Annotated in this window: 21 protein-coding genes; 6 read left to right on the top strand and 15 right to left on the bottom strand. The window is 72.2% G+C overall.

The genetic code is table 11. From position 1 onward, the window contains the following. Positions 1-167: 167 nt before the first annotated feature. Complete coding sequence (locus ACIBLC_RS24995) at positions 168-1,019, bottom strand: peptidoglycan recognition protein (RefSeq protein WP_399213391.1); 852 nt, start codon at positions 1,017-1,019, stop codon at positions 168-170. Between the two features lie 199 nt (positions 1,020-1,218). Between ACIBLC_RS24995 and ACIBLC_RS25000 the strand changes: the two genes are divergently transcribed. Continuing rightward, positions 1,219-2,403: a MarP family serine protease gene (locus ACIBLC_RS25000; RefSeq protein WP_399213392.1), complete on the top strand. Its 1,185-nt coding sequence runs from the start codon at positions 1,219-1,221 to the stop codon at positions 2,401-2,403. A 58-nt stretch (positions 2,404-2,461) separates the two neighbouring features. Here the strand turns inward: ACIBLC_RS25000 and ACIBLC_RS25005 are convergent, their stop codons facing one another. Continuing rightward, positions 2,462-2,950, bottom strand: a complete 489-nt coding sequence (locus tag ACIBLC_RS25005; protein WP_399213393.1) for a GNAT family N-acetyltransferase — start codon at positions 2,948-2,950, stop codon at positions 2,462-2,464. Between the two features lie 71 nt (positions 2,951-3,021). On the opposite strand from ACIBLC_RS25005, the gene ACIBLC_RS25010 reads away from it, so the two are divergent. Continuing rightward, positions 3,022-3,939 (top strand): TIGR01777 family oxidoreductase, encoded by a 918-nt coding sequence (locus tag ACIBLC_RS25010; protein WP_399213394.1) that lies wholly within the window; start codon positions 3,022-3,024, stop codon positions 3,937-3,939. A gap of 195 nt (positions 3,940-4,134) precedes the next feature. Continuing rightward, positions 4,135-4,368: a hypothetical protein gene (locus ACIBLC_RS25015; protein ID WP_399213395.1), complete on the top strand. Its 234-nt coding sequence runs from the start codon at positions 4,135-4,137 to the stop codon at positions 4,366-4,368. Between the two features lie 14 nt (positions 4,369-4,382). On the opposite strand, the gene ACIBLC_RS25020 is transcribed toward ACIBLC_RS25015, so the two are convergent. The 8 genes from ACIBLC_RS25020 to ACIBLC_RS25055 form a co-directional block, all read right to left on the bottom strand. Continuing rightward, on the bottom strand, positions 4,383-4,904 hold the full coding sequence (locus tag ACIBLC_RS25020) for a DUF4240 domain-containing protein (RefSeq protein WP_399213396.1): 522 nt from the start codon (positions 4,902-4,904) through the stop codon (positions 4,383-4,385). 131 nt (positions 4,905-5,035) lie between these two features. Then, complete coding sequence (locus tag ACIBLC_RS25025; RefSeq protein WP_399213397.1) at positions 5,036-6,007, bottom strand: helix-turn-helix transcriptional regulator; 972 nt, start codon at positions 6,005-6,007, stop codon at positions 5,036-5,038. A 78-nt stretch (positions 6,008-6,085) separates the two neighbouring features. Next, the gene (gene aceE / locus ACIBLC_RS25030; protein WP_399213398.1) at positions 6,086-8,797 is read right to left on the bottom strand and encodes a pyruvate dehydrogenase (acetyl-transferring), homodimeric type; all 2,712 of its coding nucleotides are present in this window, start codon (positions 8,795-8,797) and stop codon (positions 6,086-6,088) included. 260 nt (positions 8,798-9,057) lie between these two features. After that, positions 9,058-9,681 (bottom strand): GntR family transcriptional regulator, encoded by a 624-nt coding sequence (locus ACIBLC_RS25035; protein ID WP_399213399.1) that lies wholly within the window; start codon positions 9,679-9,681, stop codon positions 9,058-9,060. Between the two features lie 415 nt (positions 9,682-10,096). Beyond that, positions 10,097-11,941, bottom strand: a complete 1,845-nt coding sequence (gene sucB / locus ACIBLC_RS25040) for a 2-oxoglutarate dehydrogenase, E2 component, dihydrolipoamide succinyltransferase (RefSeq protein WP_399213400.1) — start codon at positions 11,939-11,941, stop codon at positions 10,097-10,099. Between the two features lie 92 nt (positions 11,942-12,033). Then, a complete protein-coding gene (gene lpdA / locus ACIBLC_RS25045; protein WP_399213401.1) occupies positions 12,034-13,422 on the bottom strand; it encodes a dihydrolipoyl dehydrogenase in 1,389 nt (462 codons plus the stop codon). A gap of 272 nt (positions 13,423-13,694) precedes the next feature. Continuing rightward, on the bottom strand, positions 13,695-15,215 hold the full coding sequence (locus tag ACIBLC_RS25050; RefSeq protein ID WP_399213402.1) for a leucyl aminopeptidase: 1,521 nt from the start codon (positions 15,213-15,215) through the stop codon (positions 13,695-13,697). Between the two features lie 264 nt (positions 15,216-15,479). After that, positions 15,480-16,262: an adenosylcobinamide-GDP ribazoletransferase gene (locus ACIBLC_RS25055; RefSeq protein ID WP_399213403.1), complete on the bottom strand. Its 783-nt coding sequence runs from the start codon at positions 16,260-16,262 to the stop codon at positions 15,480-15,482. Between the two features lie 71 nt (positions 16,263-16,333). Between ACIBLC_RS25055 and ACIBLC_RS25060 the strand changes: the two genes are divergently transcribed. After that, on the top strand, positions 16,334-17,098 hold the full coding sequence (locus ACIBLC_RS25060; protein ID WP_399213404.1) for a hypothetical protein: 765 nt from the start codon (positions 16,334-16,336) through the stop codon (positions 17,096-17,098). On the opposite strand, the gene ACIBLC_RS25065 is transcribed toward ACIBLC_RS25060, so the two are convergent. From ACIBLC_RS25065 to cobT, 3 genes are all read right to left on the bottom strand, one after another. Further along, the gene (locus ACIBLC_RS25065) at positions 16,996-17,793 is read right to left on the bottom strand and encodes a hypothetical protein (RefSeq protein WP_399213405.1); all 798 of its coding nucleotides are present in this window, start codon (positions 17,791-17,793) and stop codon (positions 16,996-16,998) included. The two genes, ACIBLC_RS25060 and ACIBLC_RS25065, sit on opposite strands and share 103 nt — an antisense overlap. Continuing rightward, positions 17,790-19,586: a phosphatidylglycerol lysyltransferase domain-containing protein gene (locus ACIBLC_RS25070; protein WP_399213406.1), complete on the bottom strand. Its 1,797-nt coding sequence runs from the start codon at positions 19,584-19,586 to the stop codon at positions 17,790-17,792. The genes ACIBLC_RS25065 and ACIBLC_RS25070 overlap by 4 nt, the downstream gene beginning before the upstream one ends. A 185-nt stretch (positions 19,587-19,771) precedes the next feature. Then, positions 19,772-20,968, bottom strand: coding sequence for a nicotinate-nucleotide--dimethylbenzimidazole phosphoribosyltransferase (gene cobT / locus ACIBLC_RS25075; RefSeq protein WP_399213407.1), 1,197 nt, complete (start codon positions 20,966-20,968; stop codon positions 19,772-19,774). Between the two features lie 134 nt (positions 20,969-21,102). Between cobT and ACIBLC_RS25080 the strand changes: the two genes are divergently transcribed. Continuing rightward, entirely contained in the window at positions 21,103-22,206 is a 1,104-nt protein-coding gene (locus tag ACIBLC_RS25080; protein ID WP_399213408.1) for a class I SAM-dependent methyltransferase, read from the top strand. Positions 22,207-22,212: 6 nt separating this feature from the next. Here the strand turns inward: ACIBLC_RS25080 and ACIBLC_RS25085 are convergent, their stop codons facing one another. Next, positions 22,213-23,415 carry a bifunctional adenosylcobinamide kinase/adenosylcobinamide-phosphate guanylyltransferase gene (locus tag ACIBLC_RS25085; RefSeq protein WP_399213409.1) on the bottom strand — a complete coding sequence of 401 codons (1,203 nt, stop codon included), beginning with the start codon at positions 23,413-23,415 and terminating at the stop codon, positions 22,213-22,215. A gap of 113 nt (positions 23,416-23,528) precedes the next feature. Here ACIBLC_RS25085 and ACIBLC_RS25090 point away from each other — a divergent pair, with 113 nt between their 5' ends. After that, positions 23,529-23,744 carry a hypothetical protein gene (locus tag ACIBLC_RS25090; protein ID WP_365445494.1) on the top strand — a complete coding sequence of 72 codons (216 nt, stop codon included), beginning with the start codon at positions 23,529-23,531 and terminating at the stop codon, positions 23,742-23,744. A gap of 53 nt (positions 23,745-23,797) precedes the next feature. On the opposite strand, the gene ACIBLC_RS25095 is transcribed toward ACIBLC_RS25090, so the two are convergent. Further along, complete coding sequence (locus tag ACIBLC_RS25095; protein ID WP_399213410.1) at positions 23,798-24,889, bottom strand: S1C family serine protease; 1,092 nt, start codon at positions 24,887-24,889, stop codon at positions 23,798-23,800. Between the last annotated feature and the right edge of the window lie 26 nt (positions 24,890-24,915).

Genomic DNA, 24,915 nt, shown 5'->3' on the forward strand with positions numbered 1-24,915 from the left:
CGTGCGGAGGCCGTGCACGGTCGCATGGGGGTGCACTTCCTCTCTTCAGCCCCCCGGCGTTCGAGGACGAGCGCGTCAGCGCGAAGCGGGGGTCTGGGGGCGCAGCTCCCGGAGACGGGACGGGAAGGGCCGGAGGGGGCGAGAGACCGTCGTGGTGCCCGCCCGCGTCACCGCCCCTGAAGCCGCGCCGCCGACTCCCGTATCTCCGGGAGCCGGGCCGTCAGCGCCGCTCCCGGGCAGCTGGTCATGAACCCGTCCTTGTGCCCGGCAAGGGTGTGCAGCACGGCGGACGTCCCCGCCGCGTACCGGGCGAGGTCGTTGCTGGAGACGAGCCGTACGGTCGCGCGCGGATCGACGTCCGACAGCCCGAGCTTCCACGCGGCGATCGCCGCGATCGCCGCGGTCATGGCCCGCGGCACCGGTGTACCCGCCGTGAACGTACCGATCGCCGCGACCCCCGCGGTGCGATGGTTGAACCCCTGCGCGTGCGCTCCGGTGACAGCCCGGTCGACGCCCCCCGCGCGGCCCTCGTAGATCGTGCCGCAGCGGTCGACGAGGAAGTTGTAGCCGATGTCGTCCCACTGCCGGGCGCCGGTCTGGCCGGCGTACAGATAGCGGATGATCCGGGGCGTGTCCGCGCAGGCGTACCCGTTCGGCGAGTCGGTGTGGTGCACGAAGACGGCGACGACCCGGTCGTCGTAGCGGGCGGGCGGCTGTTCGTGCGTGCTCTCGGCGTCCAGCCACCGGGACCGGGGGACGATGGGCGGCTTGGCCGCGGGATGGGCCACGGCGGGCCGGGCCGCGACCGGCGGCCGCGCGGGACGGTCTCCCGCACCGCTCACCCAACGGGCGCACACGACCAGCAGCAGGACGGCGACCACCCCGGACACGCAGACGAGCGCGACGCGCGCCGCCCGCGGCAGCGGTACCCCCCGTGACGGAAGCAGGCGGCGCACCGCACGCCACGCCCGCTCCCCGCCCCGTATTCGTACCCCCCGCGCCTTCCGCGAGACACGCATGGACTCACCCTGACCCGGATCCACCCACCCCGCGATGTGTGTTGTGCCACCCGGTGGATCCCGGGTGGAACCATCGGGCCCGTCCGGGACGTTTTTAGAGGTCCAGGCACGCGTGGCCGCTTTCCCGGCACCACACGCGCGTGCTTGATCACTGGGCCCGCGTCACGCGTACTAGGGGGCCCGAGAGAAAGGCGGCCCCGTGGACGTGCTCGACATCCTGTTGTTGCTGGTGATCCTGGCCTACGCGGCGTCCGGCTACCGTCGTGGCCTGGTCGCCGGCTGTGTCTCGCTGGCCGGTTTCGTGGGCGGCGCCGTCATCGGCGTATGGGTGCTGCCGTGGATGATGGACCTGGTCTCGCCGGGCACACCCGGGGCGACGCTGACGGCCGTGCTGACCGTCCTCGTGCCCGCCGTGGTGGGCCACGAGCTGATGGGGCGGCTGGCGCTGAAGCTGCGCCGCGAGCTGGACAGCGGGCCGCTGCGGGTGGCCGACGGAATCGGCGGGGCCGCGGCGAACACGGTGGCCGTGCTCCTCGTGGCGTGGGTGGCTGCGAGCGTCCTGGGCGCGTCCTCGTCCAGCGTCGTCACCCAGTCGATCCGCAACTCCGCCCTGCTGGGCGCCGTCCAGGACACGATGCCGGAGACCACACCGACCTGGTTCTCGCGTGCCACCTCCGCGCTCACCGAGGCGGGCTTCCCGCAGGTCTTCAACCCCTTCGAGAACGAGCCGGCGGCGGGCGTCGCCAAGCCCTCCGGGGACAGCGTCACCGCCACCGCGACGAGCGCCGCGAAGCGCAGCACGGTCAAGGTCGAGGGTGTCTCGGGCAACCAGGGCCGCGAGGGCAGCGGCTTCGTATACACATCGGAGCATGTGATGACCAACGCCCACGTGGTGGCGGGCATCGACGATCCGACCGTTCGGGTGGGCGGCGTCGGCCGGGCGTACGAGGCGAAGGTGGTGCTCTTCGACCCGCAGAAGGACGTCGCCGTCCTGTACGTGCCGGACCTCGAGGCGCCCGTGCTCCCCTTCGACGACACCGCCACGCGGGGCGACTCGGCGGTCGTGGCGGGCTACCCGCAGGACGGCGGCCTCGACCTCCAGGCGGCCACGGTCGCGAGCCGGATCGACGCGACCGGCCAGAACATCTACAGCACGGGCACCGTCACCCGCGAGATCTACTCGATCCGCTCCACCGTCCGCCCCGGCAACTCCGGAGGCCCCCTCCTCACCACCGAGGGCAAGGTGTACGGCGTCGTCTTCGCCCGCTCGACCTCCGACGCGGAGACGGGCTACGTCCTGACCGCGGACGAGGTCGCCGCCGACGCCAGGCAGGCGCGGAACGCCACGGCGCCGGTGGACACGGGCGACCTCATCTCCTCCTGAGGCCGGCCGTCGCCACGGACCCGACCGGCGACGGCCCGCCGGGACGGACCGAGCAGGGTCAGACCGAGCGGCCCATGAGTACGTCGTCGACGTAACCGCCGTCGAGCAGGAACTCCTCCGGCAGGATCCCCTCCACCACGAACCCCTCGGACTCGTAGAGCTTCCTCGCCGGGGCGTTGTGCCCCAGGACCCGCAGCGTGAGGCGCCGGGCCCCCTGCCGCCGCGCCTCCTCCAGCACGGCCCGCAGCAGCGCCCGCGCGACTCCGGCCCCGCGCGCCTCCTCCGAGACGACGAGCCCCTGGATCTGCCGGACATGGGAGTTGCAGGGGAGGGGAGTGGGGAACCCCAGCCGGACGTAGCCGACGACCCCGCCGCCGATCTCGGCGAGCAGATGGTCCCGCGGGCCGAACCGCTCGTTGTAGAAGGGGTCGTACGGCGGACGCGGGCGCGGGGTGACCGCGTGCAGCGTGGACCAGGTGACGCGGTCGAGTCGGCCGAGCGTGTCCTCGTCGTCGAAGGTGGCGAAACGTATGTGCGGATCCGGCATGAGGATCACTGTACGGCGGCCCCCCGCGGCCCCGTCCCGTGATTTTCCGCCCGGCGGGGCAGGATGGGCCCATGAGCGAATCATCTCTTGCCCCCGGTTCCCGCGTCGCGATCGCCGGTGCGTCCGGCCTGATCGGTTCGGCGCTGACCCGCTCCCTGACCTCGGACGGACACGAGGTGATCCGCCTTGTCCGCCGCGCGCCCGCCGGGAGCGACGAGGTCCGGTGGGACCCCGAGAGCCACCGGGTCGACACCGCGCGGCTGGAGGGGTGCGCGGCGGTGGTCAATCTCGCCGGGGCTGGCGTCGCCTCGCGGTACTGGACCAAGGAGTACAAGGAGAAGATCCGGCGCAGCCGGGTGGCCGGCACGACGACGCTGGCCGACGCGGTCGCCTCGCTCGACGCGCCGCCGCGGGTCTTCGTGAACGGCAGCGCCATCGGGTTCTACGGCGACACCGGTGACCGTGCCGTGGACGAGTCGGCGCCCCCCGGGGACGGCTTCCTGTCCTCCGTCTGCGTGGAGTGGGAGGGGGCGACGGCCGCCGCCGAGGGGGCGGGCATCCGCACGGTCTTCGCACGCACGGGGCTGGTGGTGGCCCGCGGCGGCGGCGCCTGGGGGAAGCTCTTCCCGCTCTTCAAGGCGGGTCTCGGCGGGCGGCTGGGGTCCGGTGAGCAGTACTGGAGCTTTGTCTCGCTGCACGACGAGGTGGCGGCGATCCGGCACCTGATCGACTCGGAGTCCCTGTCGGGGCCGTTCAACCTGACGGCCCCGGAGCCTCTCACCAACCGTGAGATCACCGAGGCGATGGGGCGAGTCCTGCACCGGCCCACCTTCCTCGCCACCCCGGCCCCCCTGCTCCGCCTCGCCCTGGGCGAGATGTCCAGCGACATCCTCGGCAGCCAACGCGTCCTCCCCACCCGCCTCCTCGAATCGGGCTTCACCTTCGCCTTCCCGACGATCGAGGACGCGCTGCGGGCTGCGTCGAACTGACGGTCCAGCCCGTCCGGCGTCTGAGGACGAGCGCGCCAGCGCGAAAGGGGGGTCTGGGGGCGCAGCCCCCAGGAACGGGACGGGAAGGGGCGGAGGGGGCGAGGAAAACACCCACAGCCATCCCGCAGCCGCCTCACAGACTCCCCAGAGCCTGCCGTCCTACCGTCGGCACAGGCACTGACCGGAGGTGGGGATATGAACAGCAGTCGGAGGAAGATCCAGGAGCAGGGGGCGGGCCGGGCGAGGGCCGGGCGAAACCCGTGGACGGTGCTCTGCGCGGTGGTGACGGTGGTCCTGGGGCCGGCCGCGGTCACGGCGTCCGCCCTGGACCAGGCCAACGCGGCGCCGATGTACCACGCGGTGAAGGCCGAGCAGCCGCAGGCGTACATCCCGTCGGACCCGGTCCGCCGCAATACCCTGGCGACCTGAGGCGCGGCCCGCCGTCAGCCCCTGAACCGCTCCCACAGCTTGGGATAGCGCTCCGAGAGGGCCGACTCGTCCTCGAAGTCGAGCGGCGTGCCCTCCGGCTCGGGAGGCGCGGGCGGGATGCCCAGGTCCGGGGCGACGACACCGGTGAGCTGTTCGTAGGCCTCGTCCGCCGAGTAGCCCAGTTCCTCACCGTCGCCGTCGATCTCGTCGTCGAAGTCGTCCACGAGGTCGGCCAGTGAGTCCGGGTCGTGCACGGCGCCCTCGAAGACCTCCCGGCCCTGGCCGATCAGCCAGCACCGGAAGAAGTCGAAGGCGTCGTCGCTGGCGCCGTCGAGCAGCACCCAGGCGGCGCCCCACAGATCCCAGCGGTAGGCGCGGTTGTAGCGGGACTCGAAGTGCCGGGCGAAGTCCAGTACCGAGTCGGGGTCCAACAGGACGAGCCGCTCGACGAGCAGGTCGGCCTGCTCCTCGGGGTCGCCCTCGGCGGCCTCACGGGTCGCGTCCACCAGCTCCCAGAACTCCGTCTCGTCCATCACGGGTCAAGCATCGGCCCTGGACGGGAGGGACGCACGCGGAGTGCCGCAGATTGTTATGCGTGCCCACGCCGAAGGGGGAACCACCGGGTTCGTACGGATTTCAAGGGCGGCGTGAACTCGTGGCGGCCAGGTCACCCGTACAGCGCCGCCAGCCGGGCCGCGTCCTCGGCGAAGCGGTCACGCAGCGCCGCCGGGGACAGCACCTCCGCCTCCGGCCCGAGCCCGGTGAGCTGACTGTGGGCGATCTCCTCGGACTCGACGCCGAGGGTCACGGTCACCCGGCCCATGCCGTCGGGCGTGGAACCGGCGGACAGCGCCTCGCGCGCGGCCGTGGGATCGACGGCGTACGGCAGTCTCCGCACGCCCGCCGGGGACAGCCGGACGACCACCTCCGCCCGCAGGATCGACCGGGCGAACTCCTCGGCCCGCTCCTCCCAGAACCCCGGCAGGTCGAAACCCTCGTCCCGGCCGAAGCGGTCCTGGGAGCCGTCCACCGCCGTGAACCGGTCGATCCGGTACACCCGGAAGGTCCCCGCCTCGGGAACCCGCGCGCACAGGTACCAGACGCCCGCCTTCAGCACGAGTCCGTACGGTTCGAGCGTCCGCTCCACCTCGGCCGCTCCGCGCCGGTAGCGCGCGGTGATCCGCCGGTCGTCCCACACCGCGTCCGCGACCGCGGGCAGCAGCCCGGGTGCCTTCGGTTCGCTGAACCAGGCGGGCGCGTCCAGATGGAACCGCTGCGCGGCCGTCCGCGAGGCGTCCCGCAGGGACGGGAGCAGCGCCGCGGACACCTTCAGCCGGGCCGCCGAGGCCGCGTCCTCGAGCCCCATCTCGCGCAGCGCCCCCGGCACCCCGCTCAGGAACAGCGCCTCCGCCTCACCGCGAGCCAGCCCGGTCAGCCGGGTCCGGTAACCCCCGACCAGGCGGTATCCGCCGGTCCGCCCGCGGTCCGCGTACACCGGGACGCCCGCCTCGGTCAGCGCCTGCGCGTCCCGTGTGACCGTCCGCTCGGACACCTCGAGCTCCCGCGCCAGCTCGGCGGCGGTCATCGAGGGCCGGGACTGGAGCAGCAGCACCATCTTGATCAGGCGGGCAGCGCGCATACGTCCATGATGCCGGGCCCCACCGACAGCGAAGGGGCACGGCAGCCGCCGTACCCCTTCGCCTCAGAACGCCGGAACCTACAGGCCGTAGCGCTCCCGCGCTTCCTTCACCGCGGTGGCCCTGACCTCGCCACGCCGCGCGAGCTGCGCCAGCGCCGCGACGACGATCGACTCCGCGTCGACGCCGAAGTGGCGGCGCGCGGCGTCACGGGTGTCGGACAGACCGAAGCCGTCGGCACCGAGCGAGGAGTAGTCCTGCTCGACCCACTGCGCGATCTGGTCCGGGACCTGGCGCATGTAGTCGGAGACCGCGAGGACCGGGCCCTCGGCGCCGTGCAGCGCCCGCCGTACGTACGGCACCCGCTCCTCGCCGCGCAGCAGCGCCGCGTCCGCGTCCAGGGCGTCGCGCCGCAGCTCGGTCCAGGAGGTCGCGGACCACACGTCGGCGGCCACCCCCCACTCCTCGGCGAGCAGCTTCTGCGCCGCGAGGGTCCAGTGGATCGCCGTGCCGGAGCCGACGAGCTGGACACGGGCGGCGTTGGCAGCCGGGGAGAGACCCGCCGACTCGGCCGTGTTGAAGCGGTACAGGCCCTTGACGATGCCCTCGTCGATGCCGGGTCCGGCCGGTTTGGCGGGCTGCGGGATCGGCTCGTTGTAGACCGTCAGGTAGTAGAAGACGTTCTGGTCCTCGCCGGGCGCCGCCTCGCCGTACATCCGGCGCAGACCGTCCTTGACGATCACCGCGACCTCGTAGGCGAACGCCGGGTCGTACGACATCGCCGCCGGGTTGGTCGCCGCGATGACGGGGGAGTGGCCGTCGGCGTGCTGGAGGCCCTCACCGGTCAGCGTCGTACGGCCGGCCGTGGCGCCGACCAGGAAGCCGCGGCCGAGCTGGTCGCCGAGCTGCCACATCTGGTCGGCCGTGCGCTGCCAGCCGAACATCGAGTAGAAGATGTAGAAGGGGATCATCGCCTCACCGTGCGTGGAGTACGCGGTGGACGCGGCGATGAAGTCCGCCATGGAACCGGCCTCGGTGATCCCCTCGTTGAGGATCTGGCCGTCCTTGGCCTCCTTGTAGTACATCAGCTGGTCGCGGTCGACCGGCTCGTACGTCTGGCCCTTGGGCGAGTAGATGCCGAGGGAGGGGAAGAGGCTCTCCATGCCGAAGGTGCGGGCCTCGTCGGGGACGATCGGCACCCAGCGCCTACCGGTCTGCTTGTCGCGGACCAGGTCCTTGACGAGTCGGACGAACGCCATGGTCGTCGCCACGTTCTGCGAGCCGGAGCCCTTGTCGAAGGACGTGAACGCCTTCTCGGCGGGGGCGGGCAGCGGGGCGAGCGGGTGCGTACGGCGGGCCGGGGCCGGACCGCCGAGGGCGGCGCGGCGCTCCTGGAGGTAGCGAACCTCGGGGGAGTCGGCGCCCGGGTGGCCGTAGGGGACCACACCGTCGACGAACTGGCTGTCGGAGATGGGCAGTTCGAGCAGGTCACGCATCTGCTTGAACTCGTCCACCGTCAGCTTCTTCATCTGGTGGTTGGCGTTCTTCGACGCGAAGCCCTCGCCGAGCGTGTGGCCCTTGACCGTCTGGGCGAGGATCACGGTGGGCGCGCCCTTGTGCTCGACGGCCGCCTTGTAGGCCGCGTACACCTTGCGCGCCTCGTGACCACCGCGTGAGAGGTGGAAACACTCGAGGATCTTGTCGTCGGACAGCAGCTTCGCCATCTCGGCGAGTGCCGGGTCCTTGCCGAAGAAGTCCTGGCGGATGTAGGCCGCGTCACGCGTCTGGTACGTCTGCACCTGGGCGTCGGGTACCTCGCGCAGCCGGCGTACGAGCGCGCCCGTGGTGTCGAGCTGGAACAGCTCGTCCCAGGCGGAACCCCACAGCGACTTCACGACGTTCCAGCCGGCGCCGCGGAACTGGGCCTCCAGCTCCTGCACGATCTTGAAGTTGGCGCGGACCGGGCCGTCGAGGCGCTGGAGGTTGCAGTTGATGACGAAGGTCAGGTTGTCCAGACCCTCGCGGGAGGCCAGCGCGAGTGCCGCCGTCGACTCCGGCTCGTCCATCTCGCCGTCACCGAGGAACGCCCACACGTGGGACGCGGACAGGTCCTTGATGCCGCGGTTGGTGAGGTAGCGGTTGAAGCGGGCCTGGTAGATCGCGGAGAGCGGGCCGAGCCCCATCGACACGGTCGGGAACTCCCACAGCCAGGGCAGCCTGCGCGGGTGCGGGTAGGACGGCAGCCCCTCGCCGCCGGACTCCCGGCGGAAGTGGTCGAGGTGGTGCTCGGTCAGCCGGCCGTCGAGGAAGGCGCGGGCGTAGATGCCGGGGGAGGCGTGGCCCTGGATGTAGAGCTGGTCGCCGGACCCGGGGGAATCCTGGGATTCCTTGCCCTTGAAGAAGTGGTTGAAGCCCGTCTCGTAGAGCCAGGCCGCGGAGGCGAAGGTGGCGATGTGGCCGCCGACGCCGTACTTGCTGCCCCGGGTCACCATCGCGGCCGCGTTCCAGCGGTTCCACGCGGTGATCCGGTTCTCCATCGCCTCGTCGCCGTCCACGACGGGCTCGGCGGCGGTGGGGATGGTGTTGACGTAGTCGGTCTCAAGCAGCTTGGGCAGCGCGAGACCGTTGCCCTCGGCGCGCTCCAGCGTGCGGCGCATCAGGTACGCGGCACGGTGCGGCCCGGCCGCCTTGGTGACGGCGTCCAGGGAGGCCTGCCATTCGGCGGTCTCCTCGGGGTCGCGGTCCGGGAGCTGGTCGAGCTCGCTCGGCTGGATTGCGGTGGGGTCGGTCATTGCGCCGCCTTCCGGATGCGGAGGGTGGTTCCCTCGTCGGTAAGGGGTTTTCGGGTGCCCTTGTGTCTTTGGCAGGACAGGGCGGCGGGCTCTGGTGGGAGCCCGCTGAGACTGTAACTCCCTGATCGATGATCGATCAAAGGGTTCAGGGAGAAAATCTCTTGATCACGAGAAAGTAGGCACGCGGTGCCTCGCCGACGGGCACGGGGTGCCTTGAATTCGAAGGGTTTCCGCAGGTGAGCGGGGGTGCGCTCACAGGGTCACGGCCGTGGCGCGCAGCCGAGCACATGCGCCTTGACGAGGTCGGCGATCAGCGGATCCCGCCGCCGGAACGCGTCCACGAGCGCCTCGTGTTCCTCCGCGTACGACTGCTGTACGGTCCCCAGCCAGCGGATCGACAGAGCCGTGAACACCTCGATGCCCAGGCCCTCCCAGGTGTGCAGGAGGACCGAGTTCCCGGCAGCTCGGACCATTTCCCGGTGGAAGGCGACGGTGTGCCGGACCTGGCCGGTGCCGTCGGCCAGCCGGTCGGCCTGGTAGAGCGCCGCGACATGCGGCTCCAGGGCCGAGCAGTCCAGGGCGAGCCGCTCGGCCGCCAGTTCCGCCGCGATGGCCTCGAGACCGGCCCGCACGGGGTAGCTCTCCTCCAGGTCGGCGGCGGTCAGATTCCGCACCCGTACGCCCTTGTTGGGGGCCGACTCGATCAGCCGCAGCGACTCCAGCTCGCGCAGCGCCTCACGCACCGGCGTCTGGCTGACCTCCAGCTCGGTCGCGATCCGCCGCTCCACGATCCGCTCGCCCGGCTTCCAGCGCCCGCTGACGATCCCCTCCACGATGTGCTCGCGGATCTGCTCGCGGAGCGAGTGGACGACGGGCGCGGTCATGAGGGCTCCTTTGCTGGGGGCGTACCGGCCCCAGGGGCGTTTGACCATTAGACAATAAGGCCGACCTCACGCCGACGAGAGGCGCACGGGGGCGCTTTCGCGCAGGTGAGACGAGACTTACACGCTGTCAGAGCCGGCCCACCTGTAAAGACCCGTACCGGGTGCGGTGCGAAGGGGTCACGTCCCTGTCACCCCGAGAAACCCGCGGGCCCCGTACGAAGTGGCGGTGGACAGATGGGGTGCCGGAACAGGCTCCCCCCCGGGCACCTCAGGGTGGTGACATGAAGGGTCGACGGCACGGGTTAGGCCTTCGCCGGGCGATGGCGGCGGTGGTAAACCGCGCTCGGCCCGGGCCTGGAAACGCGGCGCCCCCGCCCGGAGGGTTCCGGACGGGGGCGCCTTACGAGCGGTGGGGCTACAGGCCGAGCTCGACCTCGAACTCGCCCGCCTCCAGGATCGCCTTGACCGCGGTCAGGTAACGGGCCGCGTCGGCGCCGTCCACCAGACGGTGGTCGTAGGAGAGCGTCAGGTACGTCATGTCGCGGACGCCGATGACCGTACCCTCCTCCGTCTCGATGACGGCCGGACGCTTGACCGTGGCACCGATGCCCAGGATCGCGACCTGGTTCGGCGGCACGATGATCGTGTCGAAGAGCGCGCCGCGCGAGCCGGTGTTGGAGATGGTGAAGGTCGCGCCGGACAGCTCGTCCGGGGTGATCTTGTTCGCCCGGACCTTGCCCGCCAGGTCGGCGGTGGCCTTGGCGATACCGGCGATGTTCAGATCGCCCGCGTGCTTGATGACCGGGGTCATCAGGCCCTTCTCGGAGTCCACCGCGATACCGATGCTCTCGGTGTCGAAGTAGGTGATCGTGCCCTCTTCGACGTTGATCCGGGCGTTGACGGCAGGGTGGGCCTTCAGCGCCTGGGCCGCCGCCTTCACGTAGAACGGCATCGGGGAGAGCTTGACGCCCTCGCGGGCCGCGAAGGAGTCCTTCGCCTTTCCGCGGAGCTTCATCAGGCGGGTGACGTCGACCTCGACGACCGAGGAGAGCTGGGCCTGCTCGTGCAGGGCCTTCACCATGTTGTCGCCGATGACCTTGCGGATGCGGGGCATCTTGACGGTCTGTCCGCGCAGCGGAGAGACCTCCAGGGTCGGCGCCTTCTTGGCGGCGGCCGGGGCGGCGGCGGCCGGAGCCGGCGCGGCGGCGGCGGCCTTCGCGGCCTCGGCGGCGGCGATGACGTCCTGCTTGCGGATACGGCCGCCGACGCCGGTGCCCTTGACGGTGGACAGGTCGACGCTGTTCTCGGCGGCGAGCTTGCGCACCAGCGGGGTCACGTAGGCGCCGTCGTCACCGGAGGTCGCGGCGGGTGCCGGGGCCGGGGACTGTGCCGCCTTGGCCGGCTCCGCCGCGGGGGCGGCGGGCGCGGCCTTGGCGGGCGCCGGGGCGGCGGGCTGGGCCGGAGCCGGGGCGGCAGCGGCCGGCGCGGCCGGAGCAGCGGGGGCCGGAGCCGGAGCGGCAGGCGCGGCCGGAGCCGGCGCGGGAGCCTCGGGGGCGGCCGGGGCAGCGGCGGCGGGAGCGGCCGGAGCCGCCGGGGCAGCCGCGGCCGGAGCCGAGCCGGGAGCGCCGACGACGGCCAGCTTGGCGCCGACCTCAGCGGTCTCGTCCTCGCCGACCACGATCTCGAGCAGCACGCCGGCGACCGGCGAGGGGATCTCGGTGTCGACCTTGTCCGTGGAGACCTCGAGCAGCGGCTCGTCCTCCGCGACCTCTTCGCCGACCTCCTTCAGCCAGCGGGTGACGGTGCCCTCGGTGACCGACTCGCCCAGTGCGGGCAGCACGACGTCGGTGCCCTCGGCGGAACCGCCGCCGGACGCGGCCTCGGCGGTGGGGGCGGGCGCGGGTGCCTCGGCCTCGGTCGAGGGAGCGGCCTGCGGGGCGGGCTCCGGCTCGGCGGCCGGGGCCTCCTCGGCGGCCGGAGCGGGCTCCGCGGCCGGAGCCGGGGCGGCCTCGGGCGCACCCGTGCCGTCGTCGATGACGGCCAGCTCGGCGCCGACCTCCACCGTCTCGTCCTCGGCGACCTTGATGGATGCGAGCACACCGGCGACGGGCGAGGGGATCTCGGTGTCGACCTTGTCGGTCGACACCTCCAGCAGCGGCTCGTCGGCCTCGACGCGCTCGCCCTCGGCCTTCAGCCAACGGGTGACAGTGCCTTCGGTGACGCTCTCACCGAGCGCCGGAAGGGTTACGGAAACCGCCATGGTTTCTGTTGCTCCTTAACGATGGTGCGGAAGTCTGTGGTCGTCGCGCCCAGGTGCGACGCGGTGACTGATGTGCAGCCAGTGGCGGCTGATCAGTCGTGCGAGTGCAGCGGCTTGCCCGCGAGGGCCAGGTGGGCCTCGCCGAGTGCCTCGTTCTGCGTCGGGTGGGCGTGGATGAGCTGGGCGACCTCGGCCGGCAGCGCCTCCCAGTTGTAGATCAACTGGGCTTCGCCGACCTGCTCGCCCATACGGTCACCGACCATGTGGACGCCGACCACGGCACCGTCCTTCACCTGGACGAGCTTGATCTCGCCCGAGGTGTTGAGGATCTTGCTCTTGCCGTTGCCCGCGAGGTTGTACTTCAGAGCGACGACCTTGTCCGCGCCGTAGATCTCCTTGGCCTTGGCCTCGGTGATACCCACGGAGGCGACCTCCGGGTGGCAGTACGTCACCCGGGGGACACCGTCGTAGTCGATCGGAACGGTCTTGAGACCGGCCAGACGCTCCGCCACCAGGATGCCCTCGGCGAAGCCGACGTGCGCGAGCTGGAGCGTCGGGACCAGGTCACCGACGGCGGAGATGGTCGGAACGTTAGTGCGCATGTACTCGTCGACCAGGACGTAGCCGCGGTCGAGCGCGACGCCCTGCTCCTCGTAGCCCAGGCCCTGCGAGACCGGGCCGCGGCCGACGGCGACGAGCAGTACCTCGGCCTCGAACTCCTTGCCGTCGGCGAGGGTGACCTTGACACCGTTGGCGGTGTACTCGGCCTTCGAGAAGAAGGTGCCCAGGTTGAACTTGATGCCGCGCTTGCGGAAGGCGCGCTCAAGAAGCTTGGAGGAGTTCTCGTCCTCGACCGGTACGAGGTGCTTGAGGCCCTCGATCACCGTCACGTCGGTGCCGAAGGACTTCCACGCGGAGGCGAACTCGACGCCGATGACGCCGCCGCCGAGCACGATCGCGGACTCCGGGACGCGGTCCAGGACCAGCGCGTGGTCGGAGGAGATGATGCGGTTGCCGTCGATCTCCAGACCCGGCAGCGACTTCGGCACGGAGCCGGTCGCCAGGAGCACGTGGCGGCCCTGGACACGCTGGCCGTTCACGTCGACCGAGGTCGGCGAGGAGAGGCGGCCCTCACCCTCGATGTACGTCACCTTGCGGGAGGCGATCAGCCCCTGGAGGCCCTTGTACAGACCCGCGACGACTCCGTCCTTGTACTTGTGGACGGCCGCGATGTCGATGCCCTCGAAGGTGGCCTTGACGCCGAACTGCTCACTCTCGCGGGCCTGGTCGGCGATCTCGCCCGCGTGCAGCAGTGCCTTGGTGGGGATGCAGCCATTGTGCAGGCAGGTACCGCCGACCTTGCCCTTCTCGATCAGGGCGACGTCCAGGCCCAGCTGAGCTCCGCGCAGCGCCGCGGCGTATCCGCCGCTACCGCCACCGAGGATCACTAGGTCGAAAACGGTGCTGGCGTCGTTCGCCACGTCACGTCCTCCATGCATGTGCGCCGTACGCCGGTCTGCTTCGACCGGGCGGCGGCTGGTGTCCGGCCGCTCTTTCTCCGGCCCTGTGGTGGGGGCCCTGTCCTGCCGAGAACCCATCTTCGCACTTGTCGGGGGCGAGCGAGACGCCGGGCCGGTGTGTGACGCGTCCCACCTGGCCCCCGGACGCGTCCCATCGGGCCCAGGAAGGGGACAAAACGGCCCCGGGGTGACTTGTCACCCCGGGGCCGTCCCGACCGGACGCCGACGCGGCCCTAGCCGAGGTCCCCCGCCGCGGTCAGCTCGGCGAGACGCACCAGCGTCCGCACCGCCGAGCCCGTGCCGCCCTTGGGGGTGTAGCCGAAGGGGCCCGACTCGTTGAAGGCGGGGCCGGCGATGTCCAGGTGGGCCCAGGTGATGCCCTCGCCGACGAACTCGCGCAGGAAGAGGCCGGCCACCAGGCCGCCGCCCATCCGCTCGCCCATGTTGGCGATGTCGGCGGTGGGCGAGTCCATCCCCTTGCGCAGGTGCTCGGGCAGCGGCATCGGCCACGACTCCTCGCCGACCTCCTCCGCGGCCTCCACGATCGAGGCGCGGAAGGCGTCGTCGTTCGCCATGACGCCGAAGGTGCGGTTGCCGAGCGCCAGCACCATGGCCCCCGTCAGGGTCGCCACGTCGATGATCGCGTCGGGCTTCTCCTCGGACGCCTTCCACAGCGCGTCGGCGAGGACGAGCCGGCCCTCGGCGTCCGTGTTGAGGACCTCGACGGTCTTGCCGCTGTACATGCGCAGCACGTCACCGGGGCGGGTGGCGGAACCGGAGGGCATGTTCTCGGCCAGCGCGAGCCAGCCGGTGACGTTGACCTCGAGGCCCAGACGCGCGGCGGCGACCACGGCGGCGAAGACCGCCGCCGCACCGCTCATGTCGCACTTCATCGTCTCGTTGTGCCCGGCGGGCTTGAGGGAGATGCCGCCCGAGTCGTAGGTGATGCCCTTGCCGACGAAGGCGAGGTGCTTCGTCGCCTTGGCCGAGGTGTACGACAGCTTCACCAGGCGGGGACCGGCCACCGAGCCCTTGCCGACGCCGAGGATGCCTCCGTAGCCGCCCTTCTCCAGGGCCTTCACGTCGAGCACCTGCACCTTGACGCCGTGCTCCTTGCCGGCCGCGGTGACGACGGCGGCGAAGGACTCGGGGTTGAGGTCGTTCGGCGGGGTGTTGACGAGGTCGCGGGCGCGGTTGAGCTCCTCGGTCACGGCGGTGGCGCGCGCGATCGCGGCCTTGTACGCCGCGTCGCGGGGCTTGCCGCCGATGAGGGCGACCTCGCCGAGCGGGCCCTTGCCGTTCTTGGCGCCGTTGCCGGTCTCCTTGTACGCGTCGAAGGCGTACGCGCCGAGGCGGGCACCCTCGGCGACGGCACCGGCGTCGGCGGGGTCGCCGATCGGCAGGGCGAACGCGGCCTTCTTCGCGCCGGCCAGAGCGCGGGCGGCGGCACCGGCCGCGCGGCGAAGCGCCTCGGCGCTGTACGTGTCGTCCTTCTCCGGGACCGCTCCCAGGCCGACGGCCACGACGACCGGGGCCTTGAAGCCGGAGGGCGCGGGCAGCTTCGTCACCTCGCCCTCGGCCCCCGAGGCGCCGAGGGTCTCCAGGATGCCGGCGAGCCCGCCGTCGTAGGCCTTGTCGACGGCCTCGGCGCCCGGTGCGACGACCGGACCCCTGGGGCCCTTCGCGACACCGACGACGATGGCGTCGGCCCGCAGACCGGACGCCGCGGCGGTGCTGAGAGTAAGAGCAGTCACGGTGGTGAAATCTCGCTTCCGTAGGAATTACTGAGGCCGAACGGGGGCGGGTCGACCGGGCCCGGCAATCGACCCTGGATCCGGCCCTGAGGGGTGGACCTCACCGGGGCAGGGCAAGTACCAGGGTCGAGCCTACGCTCGGGGCCCGGTTCAGCTCATACCGGCGGGTGTTCACCGCGGGGTGGCGCCGACGTCGATCTCCCGCCGCTCGCTCGCGGTGACATGGGACGCACTGTCCGTGTTGGCCCTGGTATGGAATCGGGCTCAGCCGAGTGACAGGATCACGAGCGCCGTCGTCGCCGCCGTCTCGGCGAGGCCGCCGAAGACGTCGCCCGTGATGCCGCCGAAGCGGCGCGTGCAGTGGCGCAGCAGCAGTTCGGCGCCGGCGCAGGCGGCGAGCACCGCGAGCGCGGCGCGCACCGGGTCGTACGTCCCCAGAAGCGCCCCCGCGCCCGCCGCCGCGATCGTGACGCCGGCCGCCACCAGCAGGGCCCCGCGCACCGGAACCGTGCCCGCGACCGCCGCGCCCAGGCCCTCGGGGCGGGCCGCCGGGACCCCGGTGCGCGCGGCCAGGGTGAGAGCGAGGCGGGCCGCGGTCGCCGAGACGACGGCCGCGAGCACACCCCGGGCCCAGGAGGTCTCGTACGCCTGGAAGAGTGCGGCCACCTGCGCGAGCAGCACGAAGAGCAGGGTGATCACGCCGAACGGGCCGATGTCCGACTGCTTCATGATCCGCAGCGCGTCCTCGGCGGGCCTGCCGCTGCCGAGGCCGTCCGCGGTGTCGGCGAGCCCGTCCAGATGCAGCCCCCGGGTGAGCGCGGCCGGTACGGCGGCGGTGGCCACGGCGGCCAGCAGCAGGCCGCCGCCCATCGCGAGCAGGGCCACTCCCGTCAGGGCCGCGCCCGCCCCGACGACCAGCCCGGCCAGCGGCGCGCACAGCATCCCGCCGCGCGCCGCCTCGCGGTCCCAGCGGGTCACCGTCACGGGGAGCGCGGTGAGGGTGCCGAAGGCGAAGCGGAGGCTGTCGGCGAGGGTGGGCTTGGGCACCGGCGCAGGTTATCCGGCCGTACGAGGAGTGCCTGCGGCGGCTGTCGTCAGCCATGGATAAAGTGCGCGATATGGGTCATTGGTTGCATCGGAACATCGTCGAGCCGGGCAAACTGCCGCTTCTGCTGGCACTCGCCTCGTTCGTGCTGACCTTCGTGATCACCCGGGTCATCGTCCGGCTGATCCGGGCCGGCAAGGGCCCGTTCGGCAACATGGAGGCGGGCGGGGTGCACATCCACCACGTGGTCCCGGGCGTCGTGCTGACGGTGATCGGCGGGTTCGGGTCGGTGGCCAGCAACCGGCACGGCTTCGGCTCGGCCGTTTTCGCCGTGGTGTTCGGGGTGGGTACGGGCCTGGTGCTCGACGAGTTCGCGCTGATCCTGCATCTCGACGACGTCTACTGGACCGAGGCGGGACGCCAGAGCGTCGAGGTCGTCGTGGTCACGGCGGCCCTCGTGGGTCTGGCGCTCGCCGGATTCGCGCCCTTCGGCGTGAACGACCTCAGCCAGGAGGAGCTCCAGGACCGCGGGGGCGTGATCCTGAGCATCCTGGTGAACTTCGCCTTCGCCCTGCTCGCCCTGGGCAAGGGCAAGGTCCGGACGGCGGTCTTCGGCGTCGTCATCCCGTTCATCGCGATCGTCGGCGCGATCCGCCTGGCCCGCCCCGGCTCACCCTGGGCCAAGCGCTTCTACCGCCGACGGCCCCGCGCCCGGGCCAGATCCACCCTGCGCACCTACCACCACGACCGCCGCTGGGCCGGCCCCCGCCGCGTCTTCCAGGACTGGATCGGCGGCAAACCCGACGAGCCGGTCCGCTCACTGCCCGGCGGCCGGTGACGCGCCGCGGAGATCCCGCACATCAGCATTACCGCGGCGACGGCCGCGAGGTGTTCCTTGCCCGCCAGGTTCTCCTTGAGCACGGTCTCCACGAGCATCGCCACGATCACCGCCGCGCCCGTGACGTACGCGCGACAGCGCCGGCACACGAAGACGGCGAGGCCGACCACGGCCGCGGAAGGGCCGGTGTCGACGACGTACCGGTCCGCCGCGGGCAGCCCCAGCGGGCTGTCGGGGCCCAGCGCGATGCCCACGCGCGCGTAGAGCGTGCCGGCCAGCGTCGCGACGTACGCGATGACCAGCGTCCGCCACCGGCCCAGGACGATCTCGGCGATCGCGAACACGACGAGGATCTGCGCGAGCGCGCCCCATACCGGGAGGTCCAGCGCCGGTACGAAGAGGGAGAGCGGGGTGCGCGCGAGGGCGAGGGGGAGCGGGTCATCGGCGCGCACGGAGCCGATGTTCTGGACGAACCGGAAGCCCCACGTCTGGTTCTGCGTGAACTGGAGGGCCGCCGTGAGCAGGACCGCGCCGCTGGTCAGGGGAATCGTCCGCAGGTGGTCCGCCCGCAGAGCCTCGCGCAGGGCGGCGTACAGCGGCCCCCATTCGGCGCGGGCCCAGCGGGCGCACCGGTTCGTCCGCGCGTACTCATCCGGTGCGTACCCGATCTGTTCGCGCGGCGGGTGCGTACTCATCTCTGCGACTCCAGGTGCTTGCGGTGCAGCCACTTCGGCAGGCCCGGCGCCTCCAGGAACCCTTCGGCGCGCCCGGAGGCGGCACCGATGCGCAGCAGGTCCGCGCTCTTCTCAAAGAGCAGGAACCGCGGCTCCCAGATGGGCCGGTACTTGGCGTTGGCGCGGTACAGCGACTCGATCTGCCACCAGCGGGAGAAGAAGCTGAGCAGCGAGCGCCACAGCCGCAGCACCGGTCCCGCGCCGAGGCGGGAGCCACGTTCGAAGACGGAGCGGAACATCGCGAAGTTGAGTGAGACCTGGGTGATTCCGATCTCCTGCGCACGGCTGAGGAGTTCGATCACCATGAACTCCATCAGCCCGTTCTCGGCGTCGCGGTCACGCCGCATCAGATCGAGGGAGAGCCCGTGCGGCCCCCACGGCACGAAGGACAGCAGAGCCCTCAACGCGCCGTCCCCGTCCGTGCATTCGAGCATCACGCACTGCCCGTCGCCGGGGTCGCCGAGCCGTCCCAGAGCCATGCTGAACCCGCGCTCGGTGGCCCCGTCGCGCCAGTCGTCGGCGCGCCGCAGGAGGTACGTCATCTCGTCGGCCGGGATGTCCTGGTGGCGCCGGATGCGCACCTGGTACCCGGCGCGCCCGACCCGGTTGTAGGCCTGCCGGACGGTACGCATGGCCCGTCCGTCGAGGGTGAACTCGGCGGTCTCCACGATGGCTTCGTCACCGAGTTCGAGGGCGTCCAGACCGTGCCGGGCGTAGACGGTGCCCGCCTCCTCGCTCGCGCCCATCACCGCCGGGATCCAGCCGTGTTCGCGCGCCTCGGCGAGCCAGGGCTCGATGGCGCCGGGCCACGCCTCCAGGTCGCCGATGGGATCGCCCGAGGCCAGCGAGACCCCGCCGACGACGCGGTACACGACCGCCGCCTTGCCGGTCGGCGACCAGACCGCGCTCTTCTCGCGGCGCAGGGCGAAGTAGCCGAGCGAGTCCCGGTCGCCGTATCGGTCGAGCAGCGCCCGCAGCCGCCGTTCGTCGTCCTCGGTGAGCGGGTCGACGGCGCGGCGGGAGCGGAAGGCGGCGTAGAAGACGGCGAGGATCAGCAGGGTGCTGAGCACGTTGATGACGACGTTGACCCAGTTCGGCGTGGTGATTCCGGGGAAGCCGGCGTCGTCGGCGGCGACCGAGACGAGCCGCAGGAGGCCGTAGCGCCAGCGGTCCAGGAAGGTCGAACGGTCCGCGTCGTGGGCGTGGTTGGTGACCGTCACCAGGAGCGCGGCGAGCAGTGAGGTGACCAGCAGACCGCCGATCCCGACGGCCGCGGCCAGCTTGGGGTTGGACCGGTCGCCCTTGGCGTAGAACTCCCGGCGGCCGACGGCGAGCGACGCCACGAAGGCCGCCGTCAGGACGAACGAGATCCAGTTCTGCGGGTACCGCCGGATCTCCGGGAACACCAGCGCGAACGCGAACAGCAGCAGGAACAGCCCGCTGAGCACGAGGTTCAGGATCCACGCGGCCCGCTTCCGGCGCCGCATGGTGATCGCCAGGAACATCGTGAACACGCCGGACGCGAACCCCGCCGTCAGCAGGTACGGGGTGAAGTAGTTGTCGGTGTTGTGCCGCCGGAGGTCCTGCCCGAGGGAGACCCACACGGCGCTGAGGAAGTTGATGAACGTGACGACCCGCAGGTACCAGACGGCGAACGCGGCGGCCCGCCGCGAGGCGCCGGTGGACCGGCGTTCCCCCTCGCCCTGCTGGGCCGCGGCCCGTTCCTGCTCGCCGGAAACTCGGGCATCTCCCATGAAGATGGATGATATGGGGCAAGCCGAAATCCGCCGCCACGGCGCTCAGCCGGGGCGGCGGATTTCAGAGATGCGCGAGATGCGGAGAGTGCCGTACCCGTACCCCGCGAAGAGCCGGACCCGGCGGGAGTGCCGAACCCGACACGGCGCGCCGGCGCTGGACGCGCCGCACGTACGCCGCTCGGTTACGCCTCCCGGCCCGAGGGCTCCGCTTCGGCGCCGACCTCGGCCGCAGGCTCAGGCTCCGCAGCCGCAGGGCCCGCCCCTGCCTCCGCCTCCGCGTCTGCTTCCGCCTCTGCCCGCGCTTCCGGCCCCGCTTCCGTCTCCGTCGCGGCCGTCGGCTTCTCCGGAAGCTCCGCCGCCAGCGCGGCCGCCGCCTGGACTAGGGGGAGGGCGAGGAGGGCGCCCGCGCCCTCGCCGACGGTGACTCCGTGGTCGAGCAACGGCTCGAGGGCCATCCGGTCCAGGGCCTTGGCCTGCGCCGGCTCCCCGCTGTTCTGGCCGGCCAGCCACCAGTCCGGCGCCCGGAAGGCGACCCGCTGCCCGACCAGGGCGCAGGCCGCCGCGACTACGCCGTCGAGGACCACCGGCATCTTCCGTACCGCGCTCTGCAAAAGGAACCCGGTCATCGCCGCGAGGTCGGCCCCGCCGACCACCGCGAGCAGCTGGAGCTGGTCCCCGAGCACCGGCCGGGCCCGGCGCAGCGCGTCCCGCACGGCGGCGCACTTGCGCATCCACGCGAGGTCGTCGATGGCGAGCCCGCCCCGCCCGGTGACCACGGACGCGTCGGTTCCGCACAGCGCGGCCACCAGCACCGCCGCCGCCGTGGTCCCGCCGACGCTGATGTCGCCGAGCACCACCAGATCCGTACCGGAGTCCGCCTCCTCGTCCGCGACGGCGACCCCCGCGCGGAACGCCGCCTCCGCCTCTTCCGGCGTCAGCGCGTCCTCGACGTCGATACGGCCCGAACCGCGCCGCACCCGATGCCGTACGACCTCGTCGGGCAGCCCCTGCGGATCACAGTCCAGCGCCATGTCGACCACGCGCACCGGAACACCGAGCCGGCGGGCCAGGATCGACGCCGGGCTCGCACCCTCGAGGACGGCCCGCACCAACTGGTCGGCGCTGCCCGGGGGGCGCGCCGACACGCCGAGTCCGGCGATCCCGTGGTCGCCCGCGAACAGCACCGCACGCGGGTGCTCGACCGGCCGCACCGGCACGGCGCCCTGCGCCGCCGCCAGCCACTCACCCAGTTCGTCGAGGCGGCCCAGCGAGCCGGGCGGCACGATCTGGCGCTCCCGACGTGCTTCGGCGTCGCGGCGGACGCCTCCGTCGGGGCGCTCGATCAGATCGGTGAAGTCGTCGAGATTAAGCGAGCTCATTCGCCGAAGAGTACCGGCACCGATCGAACACGTCCGCGCCACGTCGTTGCACCTGGGATCGCCCTTCAATACGTACCTTTTATGTCGGATTGTCATGTGGCCAGTCGCCCCCCACAGGAGCACCAGGAGCACTCATGCCCCCCACCTCGCAGTCGACCGCGGAACGCCGGGCCGCCTGGCTGAGCGAACTCGCCCAGGGCACCGACCGGTTCCACGAACCGCGCCGGGACGACTGCCCCTGGTGCGGCTCGAAACGGCTGCGCACCCGGCTCCGCACGCCGGACCTGCGGCAGCGCAAACCCGGCACCTTCGTCGTCGACGAGTGCGGGGACTGCGCCCACGCCTTCCAGAACCCCCGGCTGACGGCGGAGGGGGTGGCCTTCTACCACCGGGACCACCACCGGGACGACCACCCGGACGACCACCCGGACGACCATCCGGACGCACCCGACAGCCTCGCCGACCGCATCCTCGCCGCCCGCGCCGGCCGCGGCCGGCACCTCGCCGCCGCCCGCGCGATGCTGCCGCACCCCGAGCCGGAGAGCTGGCTCGACGTCGGCACCGGGCACGGGCACTTCCCCGCGGTGGCCAAGGAACTGCATCCGTACACCGCCTTCGACGGTCTCGACGCCACCCGGCGGGTCGAGAAGGCGCGGGCCGCCGGGCGGGTGGAGGAAGCCCACCGCGGCCGGCTCACCGACCCGGAGACCGCCGAGCGGCTGCGCGCCCGCTACGACGTCGTCAGCATGTTCCACCACCTGGAGCACACCCCCGACCCGCGCGAGGAACTGCGCGCCGCGCTGACGGTGCTGCGCCCCGGCGGCCTGCTCCTCGTCGAAGTCCCGGACCCCGACTGCGCGTTCGGCACGCTGCTCGGCAAGTGGTGGGTGCCGTACGGGCAGCCGCGCCACCTCCACCTGATGCCGCTGCCCAACCTGCTGGCGGAACTCGAGTCGCTCGGCTGCGAGATCGTCTCGACGGACCGCCGGGAGCCGCACATCCCGTACGACCTCTCGGGCGCCCTCGCGCTGGCCCTCAGCCGGATCCTCCCCGGCCTCGACGCCCCCTGGCGCCCGCTTCCGCCGCCACTGCTCCAGCGCCGACTGCGTACGGCCCTGACGCGGGTGTCCGTCCCGCTGCTCGCCTCGGCCGCCGCGCTGGACCACACGCTCGCCCCACTCTTCCGCCGCACCCGCTTCTCCAACGCGTACCGGATCATCGCGCGCCGGGAGGCATGAGCGGCGTCAGCCGCGCAGCGTCACCGCCTGTCCCGCCACCACCAGCAGCAGGTGCTCGCACTCGCTCCCGAACGCCGCGTTCAGCCGGCCGAGTTCGTCCCGGTAGCGGCGGCCCGAAGCCGTGGCCGGGACGATCCCCGAACCGACCTCGTTGGAGACGGCGACGACCGTGCGGCGGGTCCGTCGCACGGCGTCCGTCAGCTCCTCCACCCGGGCCCGCAGCGCGCGCTCCCCGCCGCACGACCACTCCGCGTCGTCCCAGGCGTTCACGGAGTCCATCGCGTCGGTCAGCCACAGGGAGAGGCAGTCGACGAGCAGCGGGGCGCCGTCCGCCTCCAGGAGGGGGACGAGGTCGCAGGTCTCGACGGTGTGCCACGAGCCGGGGCGCCGCTCGCGGTGGGCGTGCACGCGCGACGCCCACTCGTTGTCGCCGCCGCGGGTCCCGCCGGTGGCGGCGTACACGACGTCGGGGAAGGCCTCCAACCGCCGTTCCGCCTCCAGCGACTTGCCGGAGCGGGCGCCGCCGAGCACGAGGGTGCGGCGCGGCACGTCGGGGACGTCCTCGTAGACGCCCACGTCCAGCGTCGTCCCGTCCGGGACGGCCCGCGCGCCCGCCGCCGCCAGCCGCCGCCGCAGTTCGGCACCCGGCGGCACGTCGTGGTCGAGGTGCACCGCGATCACGTCCGTCGCCGGGCCGACGGCGCCCACCGCGCGCAGTTTCGCCAGCGCGTCCGGGCGCCCCACGATGTCGGCGGCCACCATGTCGTAGGGCGGGTCGCCGTTCACGTCGAGCCCGGCGGGCGCCGCGCCGGGCGGCAGGTACAGCAGCCGCTGCCCGTCGGGCCCGGTCACCGCGTACCCGGTGCCGGGCGCGTCCATCGGCACCGCCCGTACCCGGTGTCCGGTCAGCAGCGCCAACTCCCGGCCGTCGGGCACCCGCCCCGGCTGCGGCAGCCCGGCGGGCACCTCGACCGCGGGGCCGTCGTGCGGGTGCGAGAGCAGCACCTGCCGTACGCCGCCCAGCGAGTGCCCGGCGCGGGCGGCCGCCAGTACGGCGCCGGGGGTGAGGTCGAGCAGCAGCGTGCCGTCCACGAGCAGCGCGGTCGCCGCCCGCGCGTGTTCGCCGAGCGCGGTCGCGCAGGCCGCGCAGGGGCAGTCGGGGCGGGGCAGGCCGTCGGGGGCGCCGGTGCCGAGCAGTGTCAGTTCCACGGAGCTGATTTTCGCGTGTCCCCGCAGGTCTTGCCCGTCCGACTAGGCTTCGGGCAGGAGCCGGATCTTGTCCGGCTTCCGCTGTGCAGTGAGCTGAGACCTGGGAGGCGTACATGGCGGCATGGACGTGGCGGTTCGAGAAGGCCGACGGGACAGAGGTCCAACCCGTGGTGCAGCCCGAGGAGTTCACCACCCAGGGGGACGCGGAGTCCTGGATCGGCGAGGTGTGGAAAGAGCTCCTGGAGGGCGGCGCGGACCAGGTGTTCCTCTTCGAGGACAGCACACAGATCTACGGGCCGATGAGCCTGCAGGCCGCTTCGGAGGCGTAGGCCGGCCGGGGGTGGCAGCGGGTGCCGGGGTTCTCTCCCGGCACCCGAGGCGCCTACTGCTCGCCCAGCGTCACGTCCACCGTCTTCTCGCTGCCGTCCCTCGTATAGGTGACCGCACTCTTGGCACCCGGTTTGTCGGCGGCGAGTGCCTCGGAGAGCGAGGTGATCGTGGTGATGCCGGTGTCCCCGAGCCCGGTGATGATGTCGCCCGGCGCGATGCCCGCCTTGTCGGCCGCGCCGCCGTCCTCCACCTCGACCACGGCGACACCCGCGGCCCGGTAGTCGTCGTCGACGACGGTACGGCCGGTGATCCCGAGCGCGGCCCGGCCCGAGTCGGTGACCTTGCCGTCCTTGATGATCTGGTCGGCGACCTTCGTCACCATCGACGCGGGGATCGCGAAGCCGATACCGGGCGCCGTGCCGCCGCCGAGGCTGGGATCGGACGCGGCGAGCGTGGGAATGCCGATGACCTTGCCGTTCAGGTCGACCAGCGCGCCGCCGCTGTTGCCCGGGTTGATCGCCGCCGAGGTCTGCACCATGTTCGCGATGGTCGCCCCGGTCCCGCCGCCGCTGCTGCCCTCGCTGACGGTGCGCCCGGTCGCCGACACGATGCCCTGCGTCACGCTGGACGACAGCCCGAGCGGCGACCCCATCGCCAGCACGATCTGGCCGACCTCGACCTTCGAGGAGTCCCCGAAGGAAGCCGCCCTCAGGCCGTCCGGCACCTTGTCCAGCTTGATGACCGCGAGATCCTGCTCCGGGTAGGCGTACACGAGCGTCGCCGTCTGTTCGTCCTCGTTGTTGGCGGTGGTGACCTTGAACGTCTTCTCGTCCCCGACCACGTGCGCGTTGGTGACGATGTGCCCGTTGTCGTCGTACACCACCCCGGACCCCAGATCACTGCTGGCCTGGATCTGCACCACCGACGGCAGCACGTCCTTGATCACCTTCAGGTAGTCGTCCTGGAGGCCATCGGCCGCGACCGGGACCGCCGCCTGCGTCGTCGTGCCCTTTTTCGCGGGCGAAGATCCGGAACCGGACGAACAGCCGGCGAGCAGGGCGGCGGAGCAGGCGAACACGGCAAGGGGGACGTACAGACGGGCACGGGTGGTGCGGGCACGGGTAGGGGTACGGAAAGCGTCCATGCCCGAAGTGTCCCTTCGGGGGACTT

The organism is Streptomyces sp. NPDC050535 (assembly GCF_044457665.1).
Lineage (GTDB): Bacteria > Actinomycetota > Actinomycetes > Streptomycetales > Streptomycetaceae > Streptomyces.

Coding starts and splice junctions, on each gene's coding strand:
- ACIBLC_RS24995 (WP_399213391.1), bottom strand. CDS start 1,019: ATGCGTGTCTCGCGGAAGGCGCGGGGGGTACGAATACGGGGCGGGGAG.
- ACIBLC_RS25005 (WP_399213393.1), bottom strand. CDS start 2,950: ATGCCGGATCCGCACATACGTTTCGCCACCTTCGACGACGAGGACACG.
- ACIBLC_RS25010 (WP_399213394.1), top strand. CDS start 3,022: ATGAGCGAATCATCTCTTGCCCCCGGTTCCCGCGTCGCGATCGCCGGT.
- ACIBLC_RS25015 (WP_399213395.1), top strand. CDS start 4,135: ATGAACAGCAGTCGGAGGAAGATCCAGGAGCAGGGGGCGGGCCGGGCG.
- ACIBLC_RS25025 (WP_399213397.1), bottom strand. CDS start 6,007: ATGCGCGCTGCCCGCCTGATCAAGATGGTGCTGCTGCTCCAGTCCCGG.
- aceE (WP_399213398.1), bottom strand. CDS start 8,797: ATGACCGACCCCACCGCAATCCAGCCGAGCGAGCTCGACCAGCTCCCG.
- ACIBLC_RS25035 (WP_399213399.1), bottom strand. CDS start 9,681: ATGACCGCGCCCGTCGTCCACTCGCTCCGCGAGCAGATCCGCGAGCAC.
- sucB (WP_399213400.1), bottom strand. CDS start 11,941: ATGGCGGTTTCCGTAACCCTTCCGGCGCTCGGTGAGAGCGTCACCGAA.
- ACIBLC_RS25060 (WP_399213404.1), top strand. CDS start 16,334: ATGGGTCATTGGTTGCATCGGAACATCGTCGAGCCGGGCAAACTGCCG.
- ACIBLC_RS25065 (WP_399213405.1), bottom strand. CDS start 17,793: ATGAGTACGCACCCGCCGCGCGAACAGATCGGGTACGCACCGGATGAG.
- ACIBLC_RS25070 (WP_399213406.1), bottom strand. CDS start 19,586: ATGGGAGATGCCCGAGTTTCCGGCGAGCAGGAACGGGCCGCGGCCCAG.
- cobT (WP_399213407.1), bottom strand. CDS start 20,968: ATGAGCTCGCTTAATCTCGACGACTTCACCGATCTGATCGAGCGCCCC.
- ACIBLC_RS25080 (WP_399213408.1), top strand. CDS start 21,103: ATGCCCCCCACCTCGCAGTCGACCGCGGAACGCCGGGCCGCCTGGCTG.
- ACIBLC_RS25090 (WP_365445494.1), top strand. CDS start 23,529: ATGGCGGCATGGACGTGGCGGTTCGAGAAGGCCGACGGGACAGAGGTC.
- ACIBLC_RS25095 (WP_399213410.1), bottom strand. CDS start 24,889: ATGGACGCTTTCCGTACCCCTACCCGTGCCCGCACCACCCGTGCCCGT.